Source organism: Lysinibacillus sp. GW823-FHT02G10 (genome assembly GCF_058797135.1).
This window is the reverse complement of sequence record NZ_JBXAJI010000005.1, coordinates 131,768-149,755: the sequence shown is the minus strand read 5'-3', so window position 1 is coordinate 149,755 and position 17,988 is coordinate 131,768. Positions and strand designations below refer to the sequence as shown.

The 17,988-nt window shown below is 37.9% G+C and carries 18 protein-coding genes, 1 riboswitch and 1 other annotated feature; of the genes, 11 read left to right on the top strand and 7 right to left on the bottom strand.

The genetic code is table 11. The features are described 5' to 3' along the window. The first annotated feature begins 98 nt into the window (after positions 1-98). The 3 genes from AC1RFD_RS16315 (at position 99) to AC1RFD_RS16305 (ending at position 4,882) form a co-directional block, all read left to right on the top strand. Positions 99-1,769, top strand: a complete 1,671-nt coding sequence (locus AC1RFD_RS16315) for a methyl-accepting chemotaxis protein (RefSeq protein ID WP_369579457.1) — start codon at positions 99-101, stop codon at positions 1,767-1,769. 351 nt (positions 1,770-2,120) lie between these two features. After that, positions 2,121-3,074 (top strand): L-threonine 3-dehydrogenase, encoded by a 954-nt coding sequence (locus tag AC1RFD_RS16310; protein ID WP_004225462.1) that lies wholly within the window; start codon positions 2,121-2,123, stop codon positions 3,072-3,074. Positions 3,075-3,262: 188 nt separating this feature from the next. After that, positions 3,263-4,882, top strand: a complete 1,620-nt coding sequence (locus tag AC1RFD_RS16305) for a long-chain fatty acid--CoA ligase (protein ID WP_066037065.1) — start codon at positions 3,263-3,265, stop codon at positions 4,880-4,882. A gap of 43 nt (positions 4,883-4,925) precedes the next feature. Here AC1RFD_RS16305 and trpB read toward each other — a convergent pair whose 3' ends face one another. Both trpB and AC1RFD_RS16295 read right to left on the bottom strand, forming a co-directional pair. Further along, positions 4,926-6,089: a tryptophan synthase subunit beta gene (trpB, locus tag AC1RFD_RS16300; protein WP_054549122.1), complete on the bottom strand. Its 1,164-nt coding sequence runs from the start codon at positions 6,087-6,089 to the stop codon at positions 4,926-4,928. Between the two features lie 58 nt (positions 6,090-6,147). Further along, positions 6,148-6,347, bottom strand: a binding site (T-box leader). A gap of 68 nt (positions 6,348-6,415) precedes the next feature. After that, the gene (locus tag AC1RFD_RS16295; RefSeq protein WP_048393417.1) at positions 6,416-6,898 is read right to left on the bottom strand and encodes a QueT transporter family protein; all 483 of its coding nucleotides are present in this window, start codon (positions 6,896-6,898) and stop codon (positions 6,416-6,418) included. Between the two features lie 6 nt (positions 6,899-6,904). Beyond that, a riboswitch (PreQ1 riboswitch) is annotated at positions 6,905-6,949 on the bottom strand. A 321-nt stretch (positions 6,950-7,270) separates the two neighbouring features. Here AC1RFD_RS16295 and AC1RFD_RS16290 point away from each other — a divergent pair. From AC1RFD_RS16290 to AC1RFD_RS16280, 3 genes are all read left to right on the top strand, one after another. Continuing rightward, positions 7,271-8,293 carry an ABC transporter substrate-binding protein gene (locus AC1RFD_RS16290; protein ID WP_492475084.1) on the top strand — a complete coding sequence of 341 codons (1,023 nt, stop codon included), beginning with the start codon at positions 7,271-7,273 and terminating at the stop codon, positions 8,291-8,293. 84 nt (positions 8,294-8,377) lie between these two features. Then, positions 8,378-9,406 carry an ABC transporter permease gene (locus AC1RFD_RS16285; RefSeq protein ID WP_009371612.1) on the top strand — a complete coding sequence of 343 codons (1,029 nt, stop codon included), beginning with the start codon at positions 8,378-8,380 and terminating at the stop codon, positions 9,404-9,406. Beyond that, positions 9,399-10,193, top strand: coding sequence for an ABC transporter ATP-binding protein (locus tag AC1RFD_RS16280; RefSeq protein WP_004225432.1), 795 nt, complete (start codon positions 9,399-9,401; stop codon positions 10,191-10,193). Before AC1RFD_RS16285 ends, AC1RFD_RS16280 begins: the two co-directional genes overlap by 8 nt. Before the next feature lie 563 nt (positions 10,194-10,756). Here the strand turns inward: AC1RFD_RS16280 and ilvA are convergent. Next, positions 10,757-12,019 (bottom strand): threonine ammonia-lyase IlvA, encoded by a 1,263-nt coding sequence (gene ilvA, locus AC1RFD_RS16275; RefSeq protein ID WP_492475083.1) that lies wholly within the window; start codon positions 12,017-12,019, stop codon positions 10,757-10,759. Between the two features lie 289 nt (positions 12,020-12,308). Between ilvA and AC1RFD_RS16270 the strand changes: the two genes are divergently transcribed. Then, positions 12,309-13,052, top strand: a complete 744-nt coding sequence (locus AC1RFD_RS16270) for a TerC family protein (protein ID WP_048393424.1) — start codon at positions 12,309-12,311, stop codon at positions 13,050-13,052. A gap of 41 nt (positions 13,053-13,093) precedes the next feature. Here AC1RFD_RS16270 and bshB2 read toward each other — a convergent pair whose 3' ends face one another. The 3 genes from bshB2 to AC1RFD_RS16255 all read right to left on the bottom strand — a co-directional run bounded on the left by bshB2 (position 13,094) and on the right by AC1RFD_RS16255 (position 14,988). After that, the gene (gene bshB2, locus AC1RFD_RS16265) at positions 13,094-13,783 is read right to left on the bottom strand and encodes a bacillithiol biosynthesis deacetylase BshB2 (protein WP_048393426.1); all 690 of its coding nucleotides are present in this window, start codon (positions 13,781-13,783) and stop codon (positions 13,094-13,096) included. Positions 13,784-13,796: 13 nt separating this feature from the next. Next, positions 13,797-14,147, bottom strand: a complete 351-nt coding sequence (locus tag AC1RFD_RS16260) for a YojF family protein (RefSeq protein ID WP_492475082.1) — start codon at positions 14,145-14,147, stop codon at positions 13,797-13,799. A gap of 559 nt (positions 14,148-14,706) precedes the next feature. Further along, entirely contained in the window at positions 14,707-14,988 is a 282-nt protein-coding gene (locus AC1RFD_RS16255) for a hypothetical protein (RefSeq protein WP_048393429.1), read from the bottom strand. A gap of 196 nt (positions 14,989-15,184) precedes the next feature. On the opposite strand from AC1RFD_RS16255, the gene AC1RFD_RS16250 reads away from it, so the two are divergent. Then, entirely contained in the window at positions 15,185-15,733 is a 549-nt protein-coding gene (locus tag AC1RFD_RS16250) for an acyl-CoA thioesterase (protein WP_492475081.1), read from the top strand. Positions 15,734-15,778: 45 nt separating this feature from the next. Here the strand turns inward: AC1RFD_RS16250 and thiD are convergent, their stop codons facing one another. After that, positions 15,779-16,609, bottom strand: a complete 831-nt coding sequence (thiD, locus tag AC1RFD_RS16245) for a bifunctional hydroxymethylpyrimidine kinase/phosphomethylpyrimidine kinase (protein WP_492475080.1) — start codon at positions 16,607-16,609, stop codon at positions 15,779-15,781. A 175-nt stretch (positions 16,610-16,784) separates the two neighbouring features. On the opposite strand from thiD, the gene AC1RFD_RS16240 reads away from it, so the two are divergent. The 3 genes from AC1RFD_RS16240 (at position 16,785) to AC1RFD_RS16230 (ending at position 17,980) form a co-directional block, all read left to right on the top strand. Next, complete coding sequence (locus tag AC1RFD_RS16240) at positions 16,785-17,462, top strand: uracil-DNA glycosylase (RefSeq protein WP_103117405.1); 678 nt, start codon at positions 16,785-16,787, stop codon at positions 17,460-17,462. A gap of 75 nt (positions 17,463-17,537) precedes the next feature. Continuing rightward, complete coding sequence (locus AC1RFD_RS16235; RefSeq protein WP_048393435.1) at positions 17,538-17,714, top strand: hypothetical protein; 177 nt, start codon at positions 17,538-17,540, stop codon at positions 17,712-17,714. Next, positions 17,714-17,980, top strand: a complete 267-nt coding sequence (locus AC1RFD_RS16230) for a YwdI family protein (RefSeq protein ID WP_492475079.1) — start codon at positions 17,714-17,716, stop codon at positions 17,978-17,980. Before AC1RFD_RS16235 ends, AC1RFD_RS16230 begins: the two co-directional genes overlap by 1 nt. The last annotated feature ends 8 nt before the right edge of the window (positions 17,981-17,988 follow it).

Here is a 17,988-nt window from a genome sequence, read left to right as displayed (position 1 = left end):
ATTCTTAATATTTCGATTAAAATTTACAAAAATATAACACTGGCTTTATATCTCTATACTATCATTATTGGTAAGAGTTGGAGGAGGAGCCAAGGATCATGCATTTTTTCCGTTTCATTAAGGTGAAGGACAAGTTACTTGTACTCATGATTGTTTGTGTACTATCGAATGTATTGCTAGGTGTATTCAGTGTAGATTATTTAAGGAAAATGTCATGGCATGCAAGTGAGAGTTACACACAGGGACTTGTTCCAATTGGATGGCTAAATGAGCTAGAAGAATCACAACGTCGATTAGATTTTATAGTAGATTCGAAGGGTGACGATAAAGAAATGACAGCCATTTTACAAAACATGGCGCAGCCTTTAGATCATCTAGATAGCCAAGAAATTGACAAGAAGATGAGTCATCAAATTAAGAAGTATAAGTCATTGCTTAAGAAGCAGGAAGAAGCCATTGAAAACTTTAAGCAATTGAACCATGGTGAGCAAGATCAGTTTTATGTGCATACATTTTTATCAATTAGTCAGGAGAGTCATGCATTATTAGAAGACACGCAAAATTATTTGGTTCAACGAGCAAAAGACCAACAGCAGGCTTATCAAAAAGATGTACAATTTGGCTACTGGTTACTAGGTGGTGTATGCTTAGCGGTTGTCTTGCTTGTTATCCTTATCGGCTTTATTGCAACGAAGGCAGTCAATGTGCCAACCCGTCAACTAAAGTCATTATTAAAACGAGCAGAACAAGGTGATTTCACTGCCAGTGCAAGTTATGTAGCTCATGATGAGCTTGGTGAAGTAGTTCTGTCATACAATCAAATGGTAACAGAGGTGAAACGACTACTCCATACTGTCACAGACAGTGCTTATGAAGTAGAAGAAATGACAGGGAAATTGCAGAAATCCTCTGAGCAATCATCAACAACGACATTAAAAATAGCGAAGGATGTACAATCTATTTCAGAGTCAACGTCTGCTTCTTCTAGTAAATTAGCTTCGAATACTGCTTCCTTAGAGGAGGTTTTAAATGATGTACAGGTTATTTTAGAAAAGGTTCAGGTTGTAGAAAGTTTTGCACAAAAAACGGCCAGAGATGCAGAAAGTGGAACTGAAATTGTACAGGCTAATTTAACACAAATGCAAGCTATTAAGCAGGCGGTTGAAAAATCTAATACAGCTATCTTTAATTTAGTAGAGCGGGCTGCATCGATTGATCAAATGATTGAAGTAATAGAAAGAATAACAGCGCAAACTAACTTACTGGCTTTAAACGCTTCAATTGAAGCCGCTAGAGCAGGAGAGCATGGTAAAGGCTTTGCAGTAGTGGCTAATGAGGTTCGTAAGCTTGCAGAGCAAACTGTTCAATCGACACAAACGATTACATCCATTGTACAGAACATCCATCTAGATTCGAGTTATGCGGTACAAATGATGGAAGGGGTTTTAGTAGCGACTGAAAAAGGTGTAGCTGTTACAGGACAAACTGCGTCAAGTTTTGATCAAATTTTAGAAAAAGTACATACTATTAAGCCATATATTATGGAAGTATCTACTACGGTTCAAGAGATTGCCAATCACACGCAGAAGGTAAGTGAAGATGCGGGTATGCTGACAGCCTTATCCGATACGAATGCCGTGTCTACTAAGCATGTTGCTACGTTAACAGCTGATCAATTAACAGCTCAGCAACAGTTCCATAATTATATTAAGGAATTGCGCAAAGTATCAAAAGTTTTGCAAATAGCTGTCAAACGTTTTTCGATATAATTTAATATTAAAGAATAATATTCAAAAAGGGTCTTCTTTGCAAAAAATAGCAAAGAAGACCCTTTTTTTGCATGGTTACAAAACTAGCTTATGAAAGTGTAAATGATTTGTGTTTTTGAGATGTACAAATGTGTTTTGTATATTTTTGTAGCACAATATTTTTCATGTTCTCATATACTGTGAATAAGGGATTGTATGTTCTTTGTAAGGAATATTATTAATATAATTGTTGTATTTTCAAAACGAACACATTATAATGAATTTCATTGAAAGTGTTATTAAATCAATGTTTATTAAAGTATTTTTGTACTTTCTGAAAGTACAATTGTTCACATGTGGAGGTTTTGGGAAATGAAAAAGATTATTGTTACTGGAGCACTTGGTCAAATTGGTTCTGAGCTAGTAGAAAAACTTCGTGGTATTTATGGAGAGGACAATATACTTGCTACAGACATTAGAAAGCTTGAACATACTAAGGGCCCATTTGAAATATTGGACGTGACAGATGGACAAAGAATGCATGATTTAGCAAAGGACTTCGGTGCAGATACGATGATGCATTTAGCAGCACTATTATCAGCTACAGCAGAGAGAAATCCATTGTTAGCTTGGAATTTAAATATGGGTGGATTAATGAATGCGTTAGAAGTTTCACGTGAGTTAAATATGCAATTTTTCACGCCAAGCTCAATTGGTGCGTTTGGTCCGTCTACACCTAAGGAAGATACACCACAGGATACTTTGCAAAGACCAACAACTATGTATGGGGTAAATAAGGTAGCGGGTGAGTTATTATGCGATTATTACTTCAATCGTTTTGGTGTTGATACACGCGGAGTACGCTTCCCAGGGCTAATTTCTTATGTAACACCTCCAGGTGGTGGTACAACAGATTATGCAGTAGAAATTTTCTATGAAGCCATCGAACAAGGCAAATATACATCGTATATTCAGGAAGGTACATTTATGGATATGATGTACATGCCAGATGCCTTACAAGCTATTGTAGATTTAATGGAAGCAGACGGTAGTAAGCTTGTTCATCGCAATGCTTTTAATATTACAGCCATGAGCTTCGAACCTTCGCAAATCGCGGCTGAAATCAAGAAACACTTACCAAATTTCACAATGAGCTATCAGGTAGATCCTGTTCGTCAAGCCATTGCAGATAGCTGGCCAAACTCTTTAAATATTGAAGCGGCTCAAAAAGAATGGGGCTTCAAAGCAGAATATGATTTAGCTAAAATGACGGTAGATATGTTAGAAAAATTGAAAATTAAACTGCATAAAAAAGCAATTTCATAATAGATAGGCAACGGGTGAAGACTAGACTTCATCCGTTTTTTTATATATAAAAGAAAATTATTGGAATATATAGATTAAATTATGAAATTAAAATATAATAATATTCGGAATATTAATAGTATTCAGTTAAATTGATGCTATGATAATTTCACAAGGGGAAATTCACAAATGAAGGGATGATGGGTTTTATGATGCAAGCACCATTAGTTTTAACTAGTTTTTTTAAACGAGCAGAGAGCTATTTTGCAAGAAAATCAATTATTTCACGGACAAGCCCACACAAAATACATCGTTTAACATATGGGCAGTGGGCAAAAAGAACGCGTCGTTTAGCAGATGCCCTTACGAAGCTTGGGATGACAAGAGGAACAAAAGTCGGCTCCTTTGCGTGGAATCAGCATCGACATTTAGAAGCTTATTTTGCTGTGCCTTGCTCAGGGGCAATCTTACACATGGTAAATATTCGTTTATCAGAAGAGCATTTGATCTATATTATTAATCATGCAGAAGATGAGATTTTAATGGTCGATGTAGATTTATTACCGATCATTGAAAATATTGCGCCAAAACTTGAGACAGTGAAACATTATATCATTATGACGGATGAACCAGCTTTGCCAAAGACTACATTACAAAATGTTTTATCCTATGAGGACATATTAGCTACTGCTGATGAAGAATTTCAATTTCCAGAGGATATTGATGAAGAAGCACCTGCCGGTATGTGCTATACAAGCGCCACAACAGGGAATCCAAAGGGGGTTGTCTATTCCCATCGGGGTTTAGTACTACACAGTATCATGCTGAGTATGTCTGACTCTATGGGAATTGCGGAAAGAGATGTCGTGATGCCGATTGTACCCATGTTTCATGCAAATGCATGGGGCTTGCCTTTTGCTAGTGTCAATGTGGGTGCTACACAAGTTCTACCAGGTCCGCAATTTACTTCAGCATTAATAATGGATTTAATCGAACAAGAAAAGGTTACATTAACTGCTGGTGTTCCAACCATTTGGATAGGTGCCCTACAGGAGCAGGAAAAGAAAGAACGAGATATTAGTTCTTTAAGAGCGATATGCTGTGGTGGATCGGCTTCACCAACTCGACTCATTCGGACATTTGAAGAAAAATATGGGATTCCTTATATTGTTGTCTACGGCATGACGGAAACTACACCAATCGTGGCATTGTCTAATTATATGTCATGGATGGAAGATTGGCCGATTGAAAAACGTATTGAAGCTCGAGCGATGCAAGGGATGACAATGGCAGGTATCGAATCTAGTATTATTAATGAGGCGGGTGAGGTACCTTGGGATGGCGAAACAATGGGGGAATTACGTTTAAAAGGCCCATGGATTTCCAACGAATACTATCGTGATGAGCGAACAGCAGATGCCTATCGAGATGGTTGGTTATATACTGGTGATATTGCTGTACGAACAGCAGATGGCTTTATTAAAATTACTGACCGTACGAAGGATCTTATTAAATCAGGTGGGGAATGGATTTCCTCTGTTGATTTGGAAAATGCGCTGATGACTCATGATGCCGTTTTAGAAGCGGCTGTCATTGCCATGCCCCATGCTAAATGGCAGGAGCGTCCATTAGCTTGTGTTGTATTGAAAGAGGGACAATCAGTAACTGAACCAGAGCTTCTTGCTTTTTTAGAAAATCAATTTGCCAAATGGTGGGTACCAGATGCAGTTGTCTTTCTAGAAGAAATTCCAAAGACATCTGTCGGAAAATTCCTGAAAGCGAAGCTGCGAGATAATGTAGCAGAAATTTATCCTAAATCATTGGTATAGGTAAAAGAGCGATTTCCGTAAATGGAAGTCGCTCTTTTTTGAGTTATTTAGTTAGCATGTGGAAGACTTGTTCAACGTCTTTATCGCCACGACCAGAGATATTAATAATAATGCTTTCCTCAGATGATAAAGTTGGTGCTAATTTTAGAGCATGTGCGACTGCATGTGAGCTTTCAAGAGCAGGAATAATACCTTCAACCTTAGAAAGTACTTGGAAGGCATCTAAAACTTCTTCATTTGTCACGGTCACATATTCAGCACGACCGATTGTTTTCAAATGGCTATGCTCAGGCCCCGCACCTGGATAATCTAAACCAGCTGCTATTGAATAGGTAGGTAGTGGGTTGCCTTCTGCGTCCTGAAGTACTAAACATTTGAAGCCGTGTAGCTCTCCTGGTGTTCCTTCGTTTAAGGTAGCAGCTTTGTCTGGCTCTATTCCAATAAGACGAACATCTTCGTCTGCAATATAATCAGCAAATGCCCCAATGGCATTACTACCGCCTCCTACACAGGCAAGAACAGCTGTCGGCAGCTTTCCTTCCTTTTCTAAAATCTGTTCACGACTTTCGCGGCTAATCACTGATTGAAAATGTTTAACCATTGATGGGAAGGGGTGTGGTCCAACTGCTGAGCCTAATAAATAGAAGGTTGTTTCATAGTTTTCTACTAAGTCAGCGAATGCCTCATCTACTGCATCCTTTAAGCGGCCTTGCCCTTTATCGACAGCTACAACTTTCGCTCCGAGAAGTTCCATGCGAAATACGTTCAATGCCTGGCGTTTTGTATCTTCCAAGCCCATATAAACCGTGCAATCCATTCCAAACATGGCACACGCTGTAGCTGTTGCTACACCATGTTGACCTGCCCCTGTTTCGGCAATCACGCGATTTGCTCCCATACGTTTAGCTAGTAAGATTTGTCCTAATACATTATTGATTTTATGGGAGCCTGTGTGGTTAAGGTCTTCACGTTTTAAATAGATTTTTGCGCCACCTAATTGCTTTGTTAAATTCTCTGCAAAATAAAGAGGGGATTTACGACCGACATATTCACGGAAATAGTAATCTAATTCTTGCTTAAAATCATCATCCTCTTTATACTTTTGAAAATTCTCATCTAGTCTATTTAAAACATTTTGAAGCTCCTTTGGAACAAAGCTTCCACCAAATTCACCGAAATATCCCTTTTTTTCTACTACTGTACTCATCTTAACTCGACTCCTCTATGCTAATTTTTCCAAAAAAAAAGCCACTCCAATCCCTCATAAAAAGGACGAGTAACCGTGGTGCCACCTTCATTCGCAATTTTTGCGCGCTTTCCTGCTCCGGTAACGGGGAGCGAAACGGCCTTACATTTGATAAGGCTGCTCTGAAGTCCATTCACAAGTCTGTACTACTGGTTTGCACCAACCACCAGCTCTCTAAAAGTAACAATGCTTGCTACTACTCTTCTTCCTTGCATTTATTAGAAAGAATTGTAGAGTATTTTCAGAATAGTGTCAAGAAAAAAGACGAATCTAAAAAGATCCGTCAGTTAAATCAAATTTTTAAAGTGAAGGCGTTTGTTTAAAACATACATAATCGGTGCACCTACAGCTAATACAACAAATTCACCCGCCGCGACTGTTAGCCAAGTCCAGAAAAATGGCAACTCTAAAGCCAAGTTCAGCTCAAAGGCAATGATAAACATAGTACATGTAAAGAGCAATGTATTAATAATTAAACGTGCCCAAATATTTTTGACAAATTTACAGATTAAAATAAACAGGCCAAGAGTAATCATTGAATGACCTACACCAAAAACTAAATCGTAAATGCCAAGTGGTGAAAAGAGATTAGAGATCAATACACCAATAATAATCCCTACGGCAAAGCGTGGATTAAAGGCCACTAAATGGTTAAACATCTCAGATACTCGGAACTGTACCTCTGTAAAACCAAATGGGGCAACAAGCATGGTTACAGCTATATATAGAGCCGCAATGATACCACTTGCTGCTAAAAATTTTATCTTCATATTCATTTCTCCTTAGTTTTTTTTCGTGGGATGGTTACGAACCACGGTGCTTTCACACAAGTAAATATTTTATTATAGATATCTAGTAGAAGTCAAATGTCAGACTTTGTCTATAATGTCCTATCGTCGCAAAATTGTCATAAATATTTTTTACTATGTTGAAAAAAGAAATCGAATAACTAAAACAGCGTAGTTTAGCGGTTTAAAGCGCCAAATTAAATGAAAAACTAAAATATTTTGTCACTTTTAAAAGTCAGAACATTCATAATGTTGTTGACGGAGCTCGATAATAACGATAATATAGCGATACATTCACACTTTGTTTGGATAAAGTGCGATAGATATTCGAGAATATAATCGGGGGGATTATTTGTGAAAAGCAATGTAAAGAAGTTGTCATTCCTTCTTTTTGGATTAGTGTTGCTTCTTGCTGCTTGTGGTAGCGGTGGCTCAGGTACAGCAGATTCAAAAGGAAATGAAAAAAACAATGCAAGTGAGAGCGGAAATGCAGACGATAAAACATATAAAATCGGGATTACTCAAATTGTTGAGCATCCATCGTTAAACGCAGCAACGGAAGGCTTTAAAAAAGCAATTGAAGATGCTGGCTTAAAAGTTGACTACGATCCACAAATTGCACAGGGAGATAATAGCCTTAACACAACGATTGCTAACAATCTAGTAAGTGCAAACGTAGATTTAATTTTTGCAAACTCTACACCTTCTGCACAAGCCGCTGCAACAGCAACAAGTGATATTCCAATTATTTTTACATCTGTTACAGATGCTGTTGGTGCACAGCTAATTGACTCAATGGAGAAGCCAGGGAAAAATATTACAGGCACAATCGATTTACATCCAGAAACGATTTCTAAAACTGTAGCATTCCTAAAAGAACTTGGTGCGAAAAAAGTAGGGATGGTATACAATGCGGGTGAGCAAAACTCAGTTGCACAAGTTTCAGAAGTGAAAAAGGTTATGGACGAACAAGGTTTAGTGGTGGTAGAAGCATCAGCATCTACTTCAGCGGATGTAAAACAAGCGACAGAGTCTCTAATTGGTAAAGTAGACGCTTTCTATATTATTACTGATAACACAGTTGTTTCTGCATTAGAATCGGTAATTGATGTTGCCAATACGAATAAATTACCATTAATTGTAGGAGAACTAGATTCTGTAGCACGTGGCGGTTTAGCCGCTTATGGTTTTGAATATTTCGATATCGGTTATGAAGCAGGTCAAATGGCTGTGAAAATTTTAAAAGGTGAAGCGACACCTGCCGATACACCAGCACAATACCCACAAAATCTGAAATTATTAATCAATAAAAAAGTTGCAGATGATTTAGGCATCGAAATTAAAGATTCTTGGGGTGCCGAAATTCTAGAAAAGTAAAACGAAGCGGGGTGCACTATCCCCGCTTTATCTTCATTTTACAAGTGATATAAATAATAAAGAGATTTAGGAGATGATTCAACGATGTTTTTAGCATTATTTGGCGCAGTGGAGCAAGGAATCATCTATGCAATTATGGCACTTGGTGTATATTTAACATTTCGGGTGTTAGATTTTCCGGATTTAACGGTTGATGGAAGCTTTGTAACAGGGGCGGCAACGGCAGCAACAATGGTTTTGCTTGGCTACCACCCAATCTTAGCGACTTTAGTGGCAATTGTTGCTGGATTTATTGCTGGATGTATGACAGGAATTCTTCACACGAAAGGAAAGATTAATCCTTTATTATCAGGAATTTTAATGATGATTGCTTTATATTCGATTAATCTACGTATCATGGGGTTAACTGCAGAAAATACGATAGGTCGCCCGAATATTCCACTACTAAACTCTGAAACAATCTTTTCAAAGTTTCAATCTTTTTGGAGTAATTTAGGGATCGATGATGCTATCAATAACCTATTAAAAAGCATAGGCTTTCAGCATGTACCAGGTACATGGAGTGTGCTGATTGTTGTATTAATCATCACGATTTTAATTAAGTTAATAGCAGATTGGTTCTTAAAGACAGAGGTTGGGCTAGCTATCCGAGCAACTGGTGATAATAAACGAATGATTCGCAGCTTCTCTGCAAATACAGACACACTTATCATTTTGGGGCTAGGTCTTTCCAATGCGCTTGTCGCATTTTCTGGAGCTTTAATCGCACAATACTCGAAGTTCTCTGATGTTAGTATGGGGATTGGTATGATTGTGATCGGTCTCGCATCCGTTATTATTGGTGAAGCTATTTTTGGGACTAAAACTATTATCCGTACAACGTTTGCAGTTATTGCAGGAGCCATCATTTATCGTATTATATTAGCTTTAGCATTACGTGTAGATTTCCTTGATTCAGGAGACATGAAATTAATTACAGCGATCATCGTTATTTTGGCGCTGATCTTACCGCAATTTATTAATAAGAGTAAAGAACGTAAACGTAAAGCTAAACGTGCTGCAGAACTTTCACAAGTAAAAAAAGTAGAGCAGGGAGGTAATGGCCTTGCTTAAATTACATGGTATTAATAAGGTATTTAATGAAGGAACACCTGATGAGAAGATTGCACTTGCGGAGATAAACCTACATTTAAAGCCCGGTGATTTTGTGACAATAATAGGTAGTAATGGTGCAGGTAAATCAACGATGATGAATATGATTTCAGGTGCTTTAACACCCGATTTCGGTACAGTATTGATTGATGGTAATGATGTGACAAGTTTGCCTGAATATAAACGCTCTCAATACATTGGGCGTGTCTTCCAGGACCCAATGGCAGGAACTGCACCTACGATGACAATTGAAGAAAATCTAGCATTAGCATACTCTCGAAATAAGCATAGAGGACTACGCAATGGTGTGGACAAAAAGCGTCGTGAATTTTTTAAAGAATCGCTAGAGATGCTTGGTTTGAATCTTGAGAATCGTCTTTCTGCTAAGGTAGGTTTACTTTCAGGTGGGGAACGTCAAGCTTTGTCGCTCTTAATGGCTACCTTCACAAAGCCATCTATTTTATTGCTGGATGAGCATACGGCTGCACTTGATCCATCACGTGCAGAGTTAATTACCCGTATTACGAAGTACTTAGTGGAAAAAGATAATTTAACGACATTAATGGTAACGCACAATATGCAGCAAGCATTAGATTTAGGGAATCGTCTTATTATGATGGATAAAGGCCAAATCATTTTAGAAGTTGGTGAAGATCGCAAACATGAATTAACAATTCCTGATTTAATGTCCGAGTTTGAACGTATTCGTGGGGAAAAAATGAATTCAGACCGTGCTCTATTAGGTTAATATCGAAACGCTCATACACTTGTATGGGCGTTTTTCATAGTGTAAAAAATTTCATCAATAGTGTTTTTATGAATGGTGTAAATGAATGACCGTTGCAGGTTCCCTAATTTCATGTGTGGGGGGTGCCGATCTATCTTATGGGAGTCTAGTAGCCTTCCAATCCAGCTCATTAATTTAGCAAAGGTCCTCACTACTCTTTATGGAGGGGCGTTGTCACACATCGTTTTTCCACATTGTTCTCTACTGCTAGTATAAAAGAAAATGAAAAAGACATATTTTCAAAATGGTTAATTGGAGTGGAGCCAGCCTCACTCCTAGGAAATTTAGCGTCACAGATGAGACCCTAGGGCGAACGTAAGTGAGTGTAGCGGCTCATCAGACGCCACCTGGACGCTGGCGGAACAGATATCAATCCCTCGCCTTGCCAGAATGTCTCTTTCCGCAGACAATATTGTTTTTTCAACATCAACTAGTTTTAATAATTTTTATTTAGGGAAATTAAACGATCAATAAACTTTATCGCATAAAAAAGCCTCACTTTCAGAGAAGTGAGGCTCTTCATTTTAAACGAGTAAGCCAAATAGTTGAATATCGTTGTTTACTTCTTTGTATTTGAAGCCGAATTCATCCATTCTGGCAAGTAGTCCTTCATATTCAGCACGATCACCTAACTCAATGCCGACTAGTGCAGGGCCACTTTCTTTATTATTTTTCTTGGTATATTCAAAGGTAGTAATGTCATCGTTTGGTCCAAGTACACTAGTGAGGAATTGACGTAATGCTCCGGCACGCTGAGGGAAGCTGACGATGAAGTAGTAAAGTAAGCCTTCGTGTATAAGTGATTTTTCTTTAATCTCCTGCATCCGACCAATGTCATTATTCCCACCACTGATGATGACAACGACTGACTTACCTTTAATTTCTTCTTTATAAAAATCAAGAGCTGCCACTGATAATGCTCCTGCAGGCTCAGCGATAATCGCATGTTTATTATATAGATCAAGAATGGTTGTACATACCTTGCCTTCAGGTACAAGAACAATATCATCTAAATAGCGACGACAAACATCATAAGTGTGGTGACCGACGCATTTTACTGCAGCACCATCAACGAATTTATCAATCCAATCAAGGGCAACTGCGCCACCTTCAGCAAAGGCAGCCTTCATACTACCAGCACCAGCAGGCTCCACACCAATAATTTTACTAGTAGGAGAGAGATTTTTAATGTAGGCAGACACGCCTGACATTAAGCCACCACCGCCAATACTTCCGAATACGTAGTCGATTGGCTCCTCCATATCATTCATAATTTCTACCGCTACGGTTCCTTGACCAGCAATGACATCAAAATCATCAAATGGATGAATGAAGATTTTACCATGCTCTTCACAATAGCTCAACGCGCTTTCAGCAGAATCATCGAATGTATCTCCTGCTAAAATAATTTCCACATATTCACGTCCAAACATACGTACTTGGTCTATTTTTTGCTTCGGTGTTGTTTGTGGCATAAAAATGCTTGCTTGAATTTTTAATTGGGCACAGGCATAAGCTACACCTTGTGCATGATTGCCTGCACTTGCACAGACAACCCCAGCATCGCGCGCTTCATCCTCGATTTTTTTAATTTTATAATAGGCACCACGAAGCTTGAATGAGCGTACATGCTGTAAATCTTCGCGTTTAATATAAATATTAGCTCCGTATTTCTCGGATAAATAGTCGTTTTTTTGTAGTGGTGTGTGCACAACTACATCTTTTAAAAAATGATGTGCAATCAGGACATTCTCCACTTGCACGGTTCTAGTATCAGCAACTTCCATAGTATTCATCCTCCGTTATACGTTTAAAACATTTATCTATGATAGCACACTTTATTAGCTTTTTGTGATTAATTTTTAGTAAATTCTAAATTTTCCGTGTCTATTTTATGATGTAAGCGTTTTATCTTGATATAGCTAATTATTTTATAAAGAAGCAATGTCTCAGACCTAGAATTAGCTCAATTTAAGGGGAGAAAATCAGTTGGTTCAAATCTAAAAAATACTACTCTCATAACAAAAATGGTCAAGCATATACTAGATTAGCTTAGGACAAGTAGGAGGGTATGTAGTGGAAATCATTCAAGGAATTTTATCAACATATTGGAAGTTTTTTGATTTGGCGATGTGGCAAGAAGTACTAATGGACCCTGTCTCCTGGGGACTAATATCCTCATTAATTATTATAGAAGGTTTGCTGTCAGCAGATAATGCACTGGTATTAGCGGTACTAGTGAAACATTTACCAGATAAACAGCGAAAACGGGCATTAATGTATGGTATGCTAGGTGCCTATTTTTTTAGATTTTTATTTATTGGCATAGGTGTTTATCTAGTAGAATTTTGGTTTATTAAAGTATTAGGTGCTTTGTATTTAGGTTGGCTTTGTGTAGCTCATTTCCTTCACATAGGGAATGAGGATAGTGTAAAAGAGGTAAAGAGGTCAGGATGGATGGTGCGTCTTTTCGGCACGTTTTGGGCAACTGTCATTTCTGTTGAGCTAATGGATATTGCTTTTTCAATTGATTCAATCTTTGCTGCGTTTGCGATATCAGATCAGGTCTGGGTGCTTTTAATTGGAGGGATGTTAGGAATATTAATGATGAGGACGATTGCAGGTGTATTTTTAATCATCATTGAAAAAATACCAGAACTCGAAGCAACAGCCTTCATAATTATAGGTGTCATCGGCTTAAAAATGTTAGTAAGTGTTTTCAATATCCACATCCCTCATTATTTATTCTTCCTTTTCTTAGTGATTGCTTTTTCCATCACAATCATTGTGCATATGATGAAGAGAGTAAGATCCGCCTAATTAAAAAGTACTGTTCTCCAAAAATGAGAACAGTACTTTATTTATTTTACATATTTATCTGGGTCAACAATATAGAACTTTTCAACATTAAGCCAGCTCTCGCTCATTGGTTCGCCGTCATCAATACGTTTTTCAGTCTCCTGCATCATCCAACCAGTCTGAGACGCATGGGCTTGTAATGCTTTTAATTTGTCCATTCGCATTTCCCGAATATCATAGACCACATGTGGTTCACCATTTTTTTCAATCGTATCATTGGCGAAGGCACAACCGAATATTTGTGGACGAGCAGCCTTTGGCATACGACGTACAGCTTCAATTACAGCACGTGCTGTTGCTTCATGGTCTGGGTGGACAGCAAAGCCAGGTAAAAATGTGAAAATTAAAGAAGGCATTAGTTCTTCGATTAGCCCTTCCATTAATTTTACCATTTTCTCATCATCTTCAAATTCAATTGTTTTATCACGTAGACCAAGCATGCGTAAATCTTGAATACCCATCGCCTCTGCCGCTGCAACCAATTCCTTACGACGGATTTCAGGTAAAGACTCGCGTGTAGCAAAGGGTGGATTACCTAAATTACGTCCCATTTCGCCTAATGTTAAACAGGCATATGTAACAGGTGTATTCATTTTCTTTGTATAGTAGGCGATGGTTCCCGCAACTGAGAAAGCCTCATCATCTGGGTGAGGGTACACAATTAAAATATGACGTTGTGGTTGTAAATTCAAATAGTCGTCCCCCTTAGTAAGTAAATGGCGTTTCACTAATTTCAAGCGCAATCGCCAATTTTCCAGAGTAGTCTAGTCCAGCCATTAATAAACGGCCTAAATCATCTAATTCAAAATGTGTAATGCCTTGAGCATAAACCCAGCCATGAGGTAATTTTAAACCCACACGATGAGGTGCATTATCTACAATCTTAGCAAGCTCATAGTTAATTTTAGCATTGCGAATAAAAGCACCTGCATTAAAAAACTGTTCATCATAGTGTGCTGCATAAGATCCGTTTGTCGTCTCAAGATGAATATAAACGTCTTTGTTGGCGAAAGAATTCAGCAATTTTTGCAACGTCTCTACTTTTACTTCTTGCATCTTAACACTCCTCTCGATCATTTCTCCTTTAAGTATAGTAAAAAAAATTCGCAAAGGGAAATTGATTGCTTTGATAAAAAAATTGATGATTTATATTTACAAACCTTAGCGCCATTTGGTCCAAATTTTTGAGAGTGTGAAAATGAATCGTAGCATCCAGAGAAATAAATCATCATCTCTAAATCTATGACAAGTTCTTAAGCAATATTCTTGAAAAAATTATTGTAATGTATCAATATAGGGAGTGTGAAAATAAATATGTACAAACTGTGTCGTTTCGCATTGTATCCGTTTTCACATCTGAAAAGATATTGCAACCATGACTTCTTCCTAATTTGTGTGTGTAGACAGCTCCACCTGTTGAAGGTAGTATTATTTCAGAAATAATGAATTCTATCTTGGTACAATAGATGACGTTCCTTGAACAGGTTATGCAAGGTGGCTGTGAAAAAGGGAAGAAAAATGAAGCTCATTATCATAGTATAATAAAAACCGCGACTCTCTTTATGACGGAGAGTCGCGGTTTTTTTATTGAAAATTAATGTAGGCTATGTATTTGTTAGTATCGATTGAGCTTTCGTTCTATTGTATCTAAACGATTATTAACATTTTGTAATTGTTTAAACATTTGCTTCATATAAAGATTTTGATCTTGGGTTTCAGTAGTTTTGGCTTGTGCCAATTCTTCCTCCTCCTGCAGAGCCAATATTGTGGCAAGGGTGGATAATGAGTAACCAAGTGTTAATATGATGGAGGCAATTACTTCAACTTTTGAAGAGGTGATTTCTCCAGCTAGTAAACCTGATTCTTCCGTTAAGTCTTCTACCTTGTTTTTTTTCATTTTTTCCCCTCCCATACAGCTAATATATGGGGTATGAGGCATTAACGTATCTTGTCCAATTTTAATCTTTATCGGATAAATACTCATCATTAAATAATTGTTTAGTATTTGTAATTTTCTAATAATTACATTGATTTTTCCATTTAAATATAGCATTATAGTAGGAATAAACAAGACGTTTAGAGGGGGAATTAGAGTGAATAAGGACTTTAAATATTGTAAGGAATCAAGAGTGATGCGTACAAGTCGTGTATTTCCAAACGATGTAAATAATCATAATACATTATTTGGCGGACGATTGATGAGCGATATTGATCAAGTTGCTTCCATTTCAGCTGCAAAGCATAGCAGAAGAGATTGTGTTACAGCCTCAACTGATTCAGTCGATTTCCTACATCCCATTCGCCCAACAGATTCGGTTTATTTCGAATCCTATGTAACTTGGACGGGAAGGTCTTCTATGGAGGTTTTTGTTAAAGTCATTTCTGAAAACTTGAAAACTGGGGAGAGAAAGGTGGCAGCGACTGCATTATTAACTTTCGTGGCATTGGATGAAAATAACAAACCAGCACTGGACCCACGAGTAATACCTGAAACAGTAGAAGAGACAAAATTGCATGAAACAGCTTCAGAACGAGCGAAGGCCCGTGCTGAACGTAAAAAGGAAAGTAAAGCATTAGCGCAATTTATATCTATGAATGATCCATGGGATTATCGGCTAGAAATGATGGAGAATTATATGTAAAAAAAGAGGGATGTCTCAAATGACTTTGAGACATCCCTTTCATCCTTATATTTCTGTTACTGTTACGTGTGGAGCACCAAAGCGTGATTTCGCTCCATGCATGACAGGACCTACATATTCATTTAGCGCCCAGCCATGTGCAATAGCTGCCGATACAAACTCTTTTGCTTCAATGACAGAATCTTTAATAGTAAGTCCATTCGCAAGATTCGCTGTGACAGAGGCAGCAAAAGTACAGCCTGCACCGTGGTTATTTGTAGATGCAACTTTTTCAGATTCTAATAAGTAGAATGTTTCACCATCAAAGAATAAGTCTATTGCTTTTTCAGTAGCTAGGGCTTTTCCACCTTTTATGACAACAGCTTTAGCTCCTAGTTCAAGGATTTTACGAGCAGCAATCTTCATGTCGTCAATGTTTTTTGGTGTACCTGTGCCAGCTAATTGTCCAGCTTCAAAAAGGTTTGGTGTTGTTACCGCTGCTAGTGGTAAAAGATGCTGAATCATGGCATCTGTGTTACCTGGATTCAGTACTTCATCGTCACCTTTACATACCATAACAGGATCGATGACAACATTTTTAGTCCCTGAATTTGCAATAGCCTTTCCAGCAATACGAATAATTTCTTCTGTTGAGAGCATTCCTGTCTTAATGGCATCAATTCCTGTGGAAAGTGCTGTGTCAATTTGTTTTTGTAGTAAATTAGTTGGCAAAGGTGTGACGTTATGTGTCCAGCCGTTAGGGTCCATTGTTACGACAACTGTTAATGCCACCATCCCATATGTACCGTGCTCTTGGAATGTTTTAAGGTCAGCTTGCATTCCTGCACCGCCTGATGTATCTGAACCAGCAATTGTTAATGTTTTTTTTAGAGTCATGTAAAGGATCTCCTTTATCGTTAAGAGTTATAAAATTAACATCTAGTATAGTCCGATTCTGATTCTATAAAAATAGCCAGAATACTATATTTTTATATGGTCAGTTTCAACTGATGCTTGAATTCATCTTTAATTTTTTGTACCGTTGTAAGAAGAGAAAGGGGCTTAAAGAACGATGAAACAAGTATTCCCGAATGATTGGCAAGAAGTACTCAAAGAAGAATTAGAAAAACCATATTATCAAAAACTACGTCAATTTGTCGCAAATGAATATTCGACACAAACTATTTATCCACCAATCAATGATGTGATGAACGCATTCTATACAACAGCATATCATGATGTGAAGGTTGTTATTTTGGGACAAGACCCTTATCATGGGCCTAATCAAGCGCATGGGCTAAGCTTTTCTGTTAAACCAGGTATTCCACATCCTCCTAGCTTACGGAATATGTTTCAAGAGCTACAGGATGATTTAGGCTGTCCAATTCCTCAAAATGGAACGCTTACAAAGTGGGCTGAACAGGGTGTTATGCTATTAAATACGGTGCTTACAGTTCGAGCAGGACAAGCGAATTCCCATAAAGAACAAGGATGGGAGCAATTTACCGATGCTGTTATCGATCTATTAGCTGCAAGGGAAGAACCACTAATTTTTGTATTGTGGGGCAAACCAGCGCAACGCAAAAAGCAATTAATCCGAAAATATAAAACACCACATGTCATACTCGAAGCGCCACACCCAAGTCCATTAAGTGCTTATCGAGGATTCTTTGGTAGTAAACCTTATTCAAAGATAAATCAACAATTAGTGGAGTGGGGCAAGCAGCCGATTGATTGGTGTTTAGAATAGATTGGCACAAATCGTTTGCTTTATACGCTTTAGCAATCATGTTACATTTAATATAGAAGAAAGTGAGGGACATTGATGAAGGTGAATTGTTTTAAGTGTCAATTTTTTAAAGTAACCTGGGACCCTCAAAACCCACGAGCATGTGCAGCTTATGGCTTTAAAACAAAGCAAATACCATCCGTTGTTGTGAAGCAATCCTCGGGTGTAGATTGTTTAAAATTCGTACCAAAAGTAGAAAGTGGGAGAATGTAATGATTTCTTATCAAGCCGTTATACAGCAACTTGAAAAACAATTATCTTACGCAAAAAATGCGGGAAATGATCAGCAAATTCGTGAGGCACTTACAGCCATTCGAGCATTATGTGATGTGGTGTTAGATTCTTCAAGTGATGCACCATCTATCACTCCTCATAAGCATGTACTGCAAATGCTTGTATCAGAGTCAAAACCATCCACTTTATATACAGCAAAGATTGAAGAAGATGGAGCCAATGGCGATTCCATTTTTGATTTTTAATCCATTTT

Excerpts from the sequence above, each read along its gene's own strand:
- AC1RFD_RS16315 (WP_369579457.1), top strand. The coding sequence starts at position 99 with ATGCATTTTTTCCGTTTCATTAAGGTGAAGGACAAGTTACTTGTACTC.
- AC1RFD_RS16310 (WP_004225462.1), top strand. The coding sequence starts at position 2,121 with ATGAAAAAGATTATTGTTACTGGAGCACTTGGTCAAATTGGTTCTGAG.
- AC1RFD_RS16305 (WP_066037065.1), top strand. The coding sequence starts at position 3,263 with ATGATGCAAGCACCATTAGTTTTAACTAGTTTTTTTAAACGAGCAGAG.
- trpB (WP_054549122.1), bottom strand. The coding sequence starts at position 6,089 with ATGAGTACAGTAGTAGAAAAAAAGGGATATTTCGGTGAATTTGGTGGA.
- AC1RFD_RS16295 (WP_048393417.1), bottom strand. The coding sequence starts at position 6,898 with ATGAAGATAAAATTTTTAGCAGCAAGTGGTATCATTGCGGCTCTATAT.
- AC1RFD_RS16285 (WP_009371612.1), top strand. The coding sequence starts at position 8,378 with ATGTTTTTAGCATTATTTGGCGCAGTGGAGCAAGGAATCATCTATGCA.
- ilvA (WP_492475083.1), bottom strand. The coding sequence starts at position 12,019 with ATGGAAGTTGCTGATACTAGAACCGTGCAAGTGGAGAATGTCCTGATT.
- AC1RFD_RS16260 (WP_492475082.1), bottom strand. The coding sequence starts at position 14,147 with ATGCAAGAAGTAAAAGTAGAGACGTTGCAAAAATTGCTGAATTCTTTC.
- AC1RFD_RS16255 (WP_048393429.1), bottom strand. The coding sequence starts at position 14,988 with ATGAAAAAAAACAAGGTAGAAGACTTAACGGAAGAATCAGGTTTACTA.
- thiD (WP_492475080.1), bottom strand. The coding sequence starts at position 16,609 with ATGACTCTAAAAAAAACATTAACAATTGCTGGTTCAGATACATCAGGC.
- AC1RFD_RS16240 (WP_103117405.1), top strand. The coding sequence starts at position 16,785 with ATGAAACAAGTATTCCCGAATGATTGGCAAGAAGTACTCAAAGAAGAA.
- AC1RFD_RS16235 (WP_048393435.1), top strand. The coding sequence starts at position 17,538 with ATGAAGGTGAATTGTTTTAAGTGTCAATTTTTTAAAGTAACCTGGGAC.
- AC1RFD_RS16230 (WP_492475079.1), top strand. The coding sequence starts at position 17,714 with ATGATTTCTTATCAAGCCGTTATACAGCAACTTGAAAAACAATTATCT.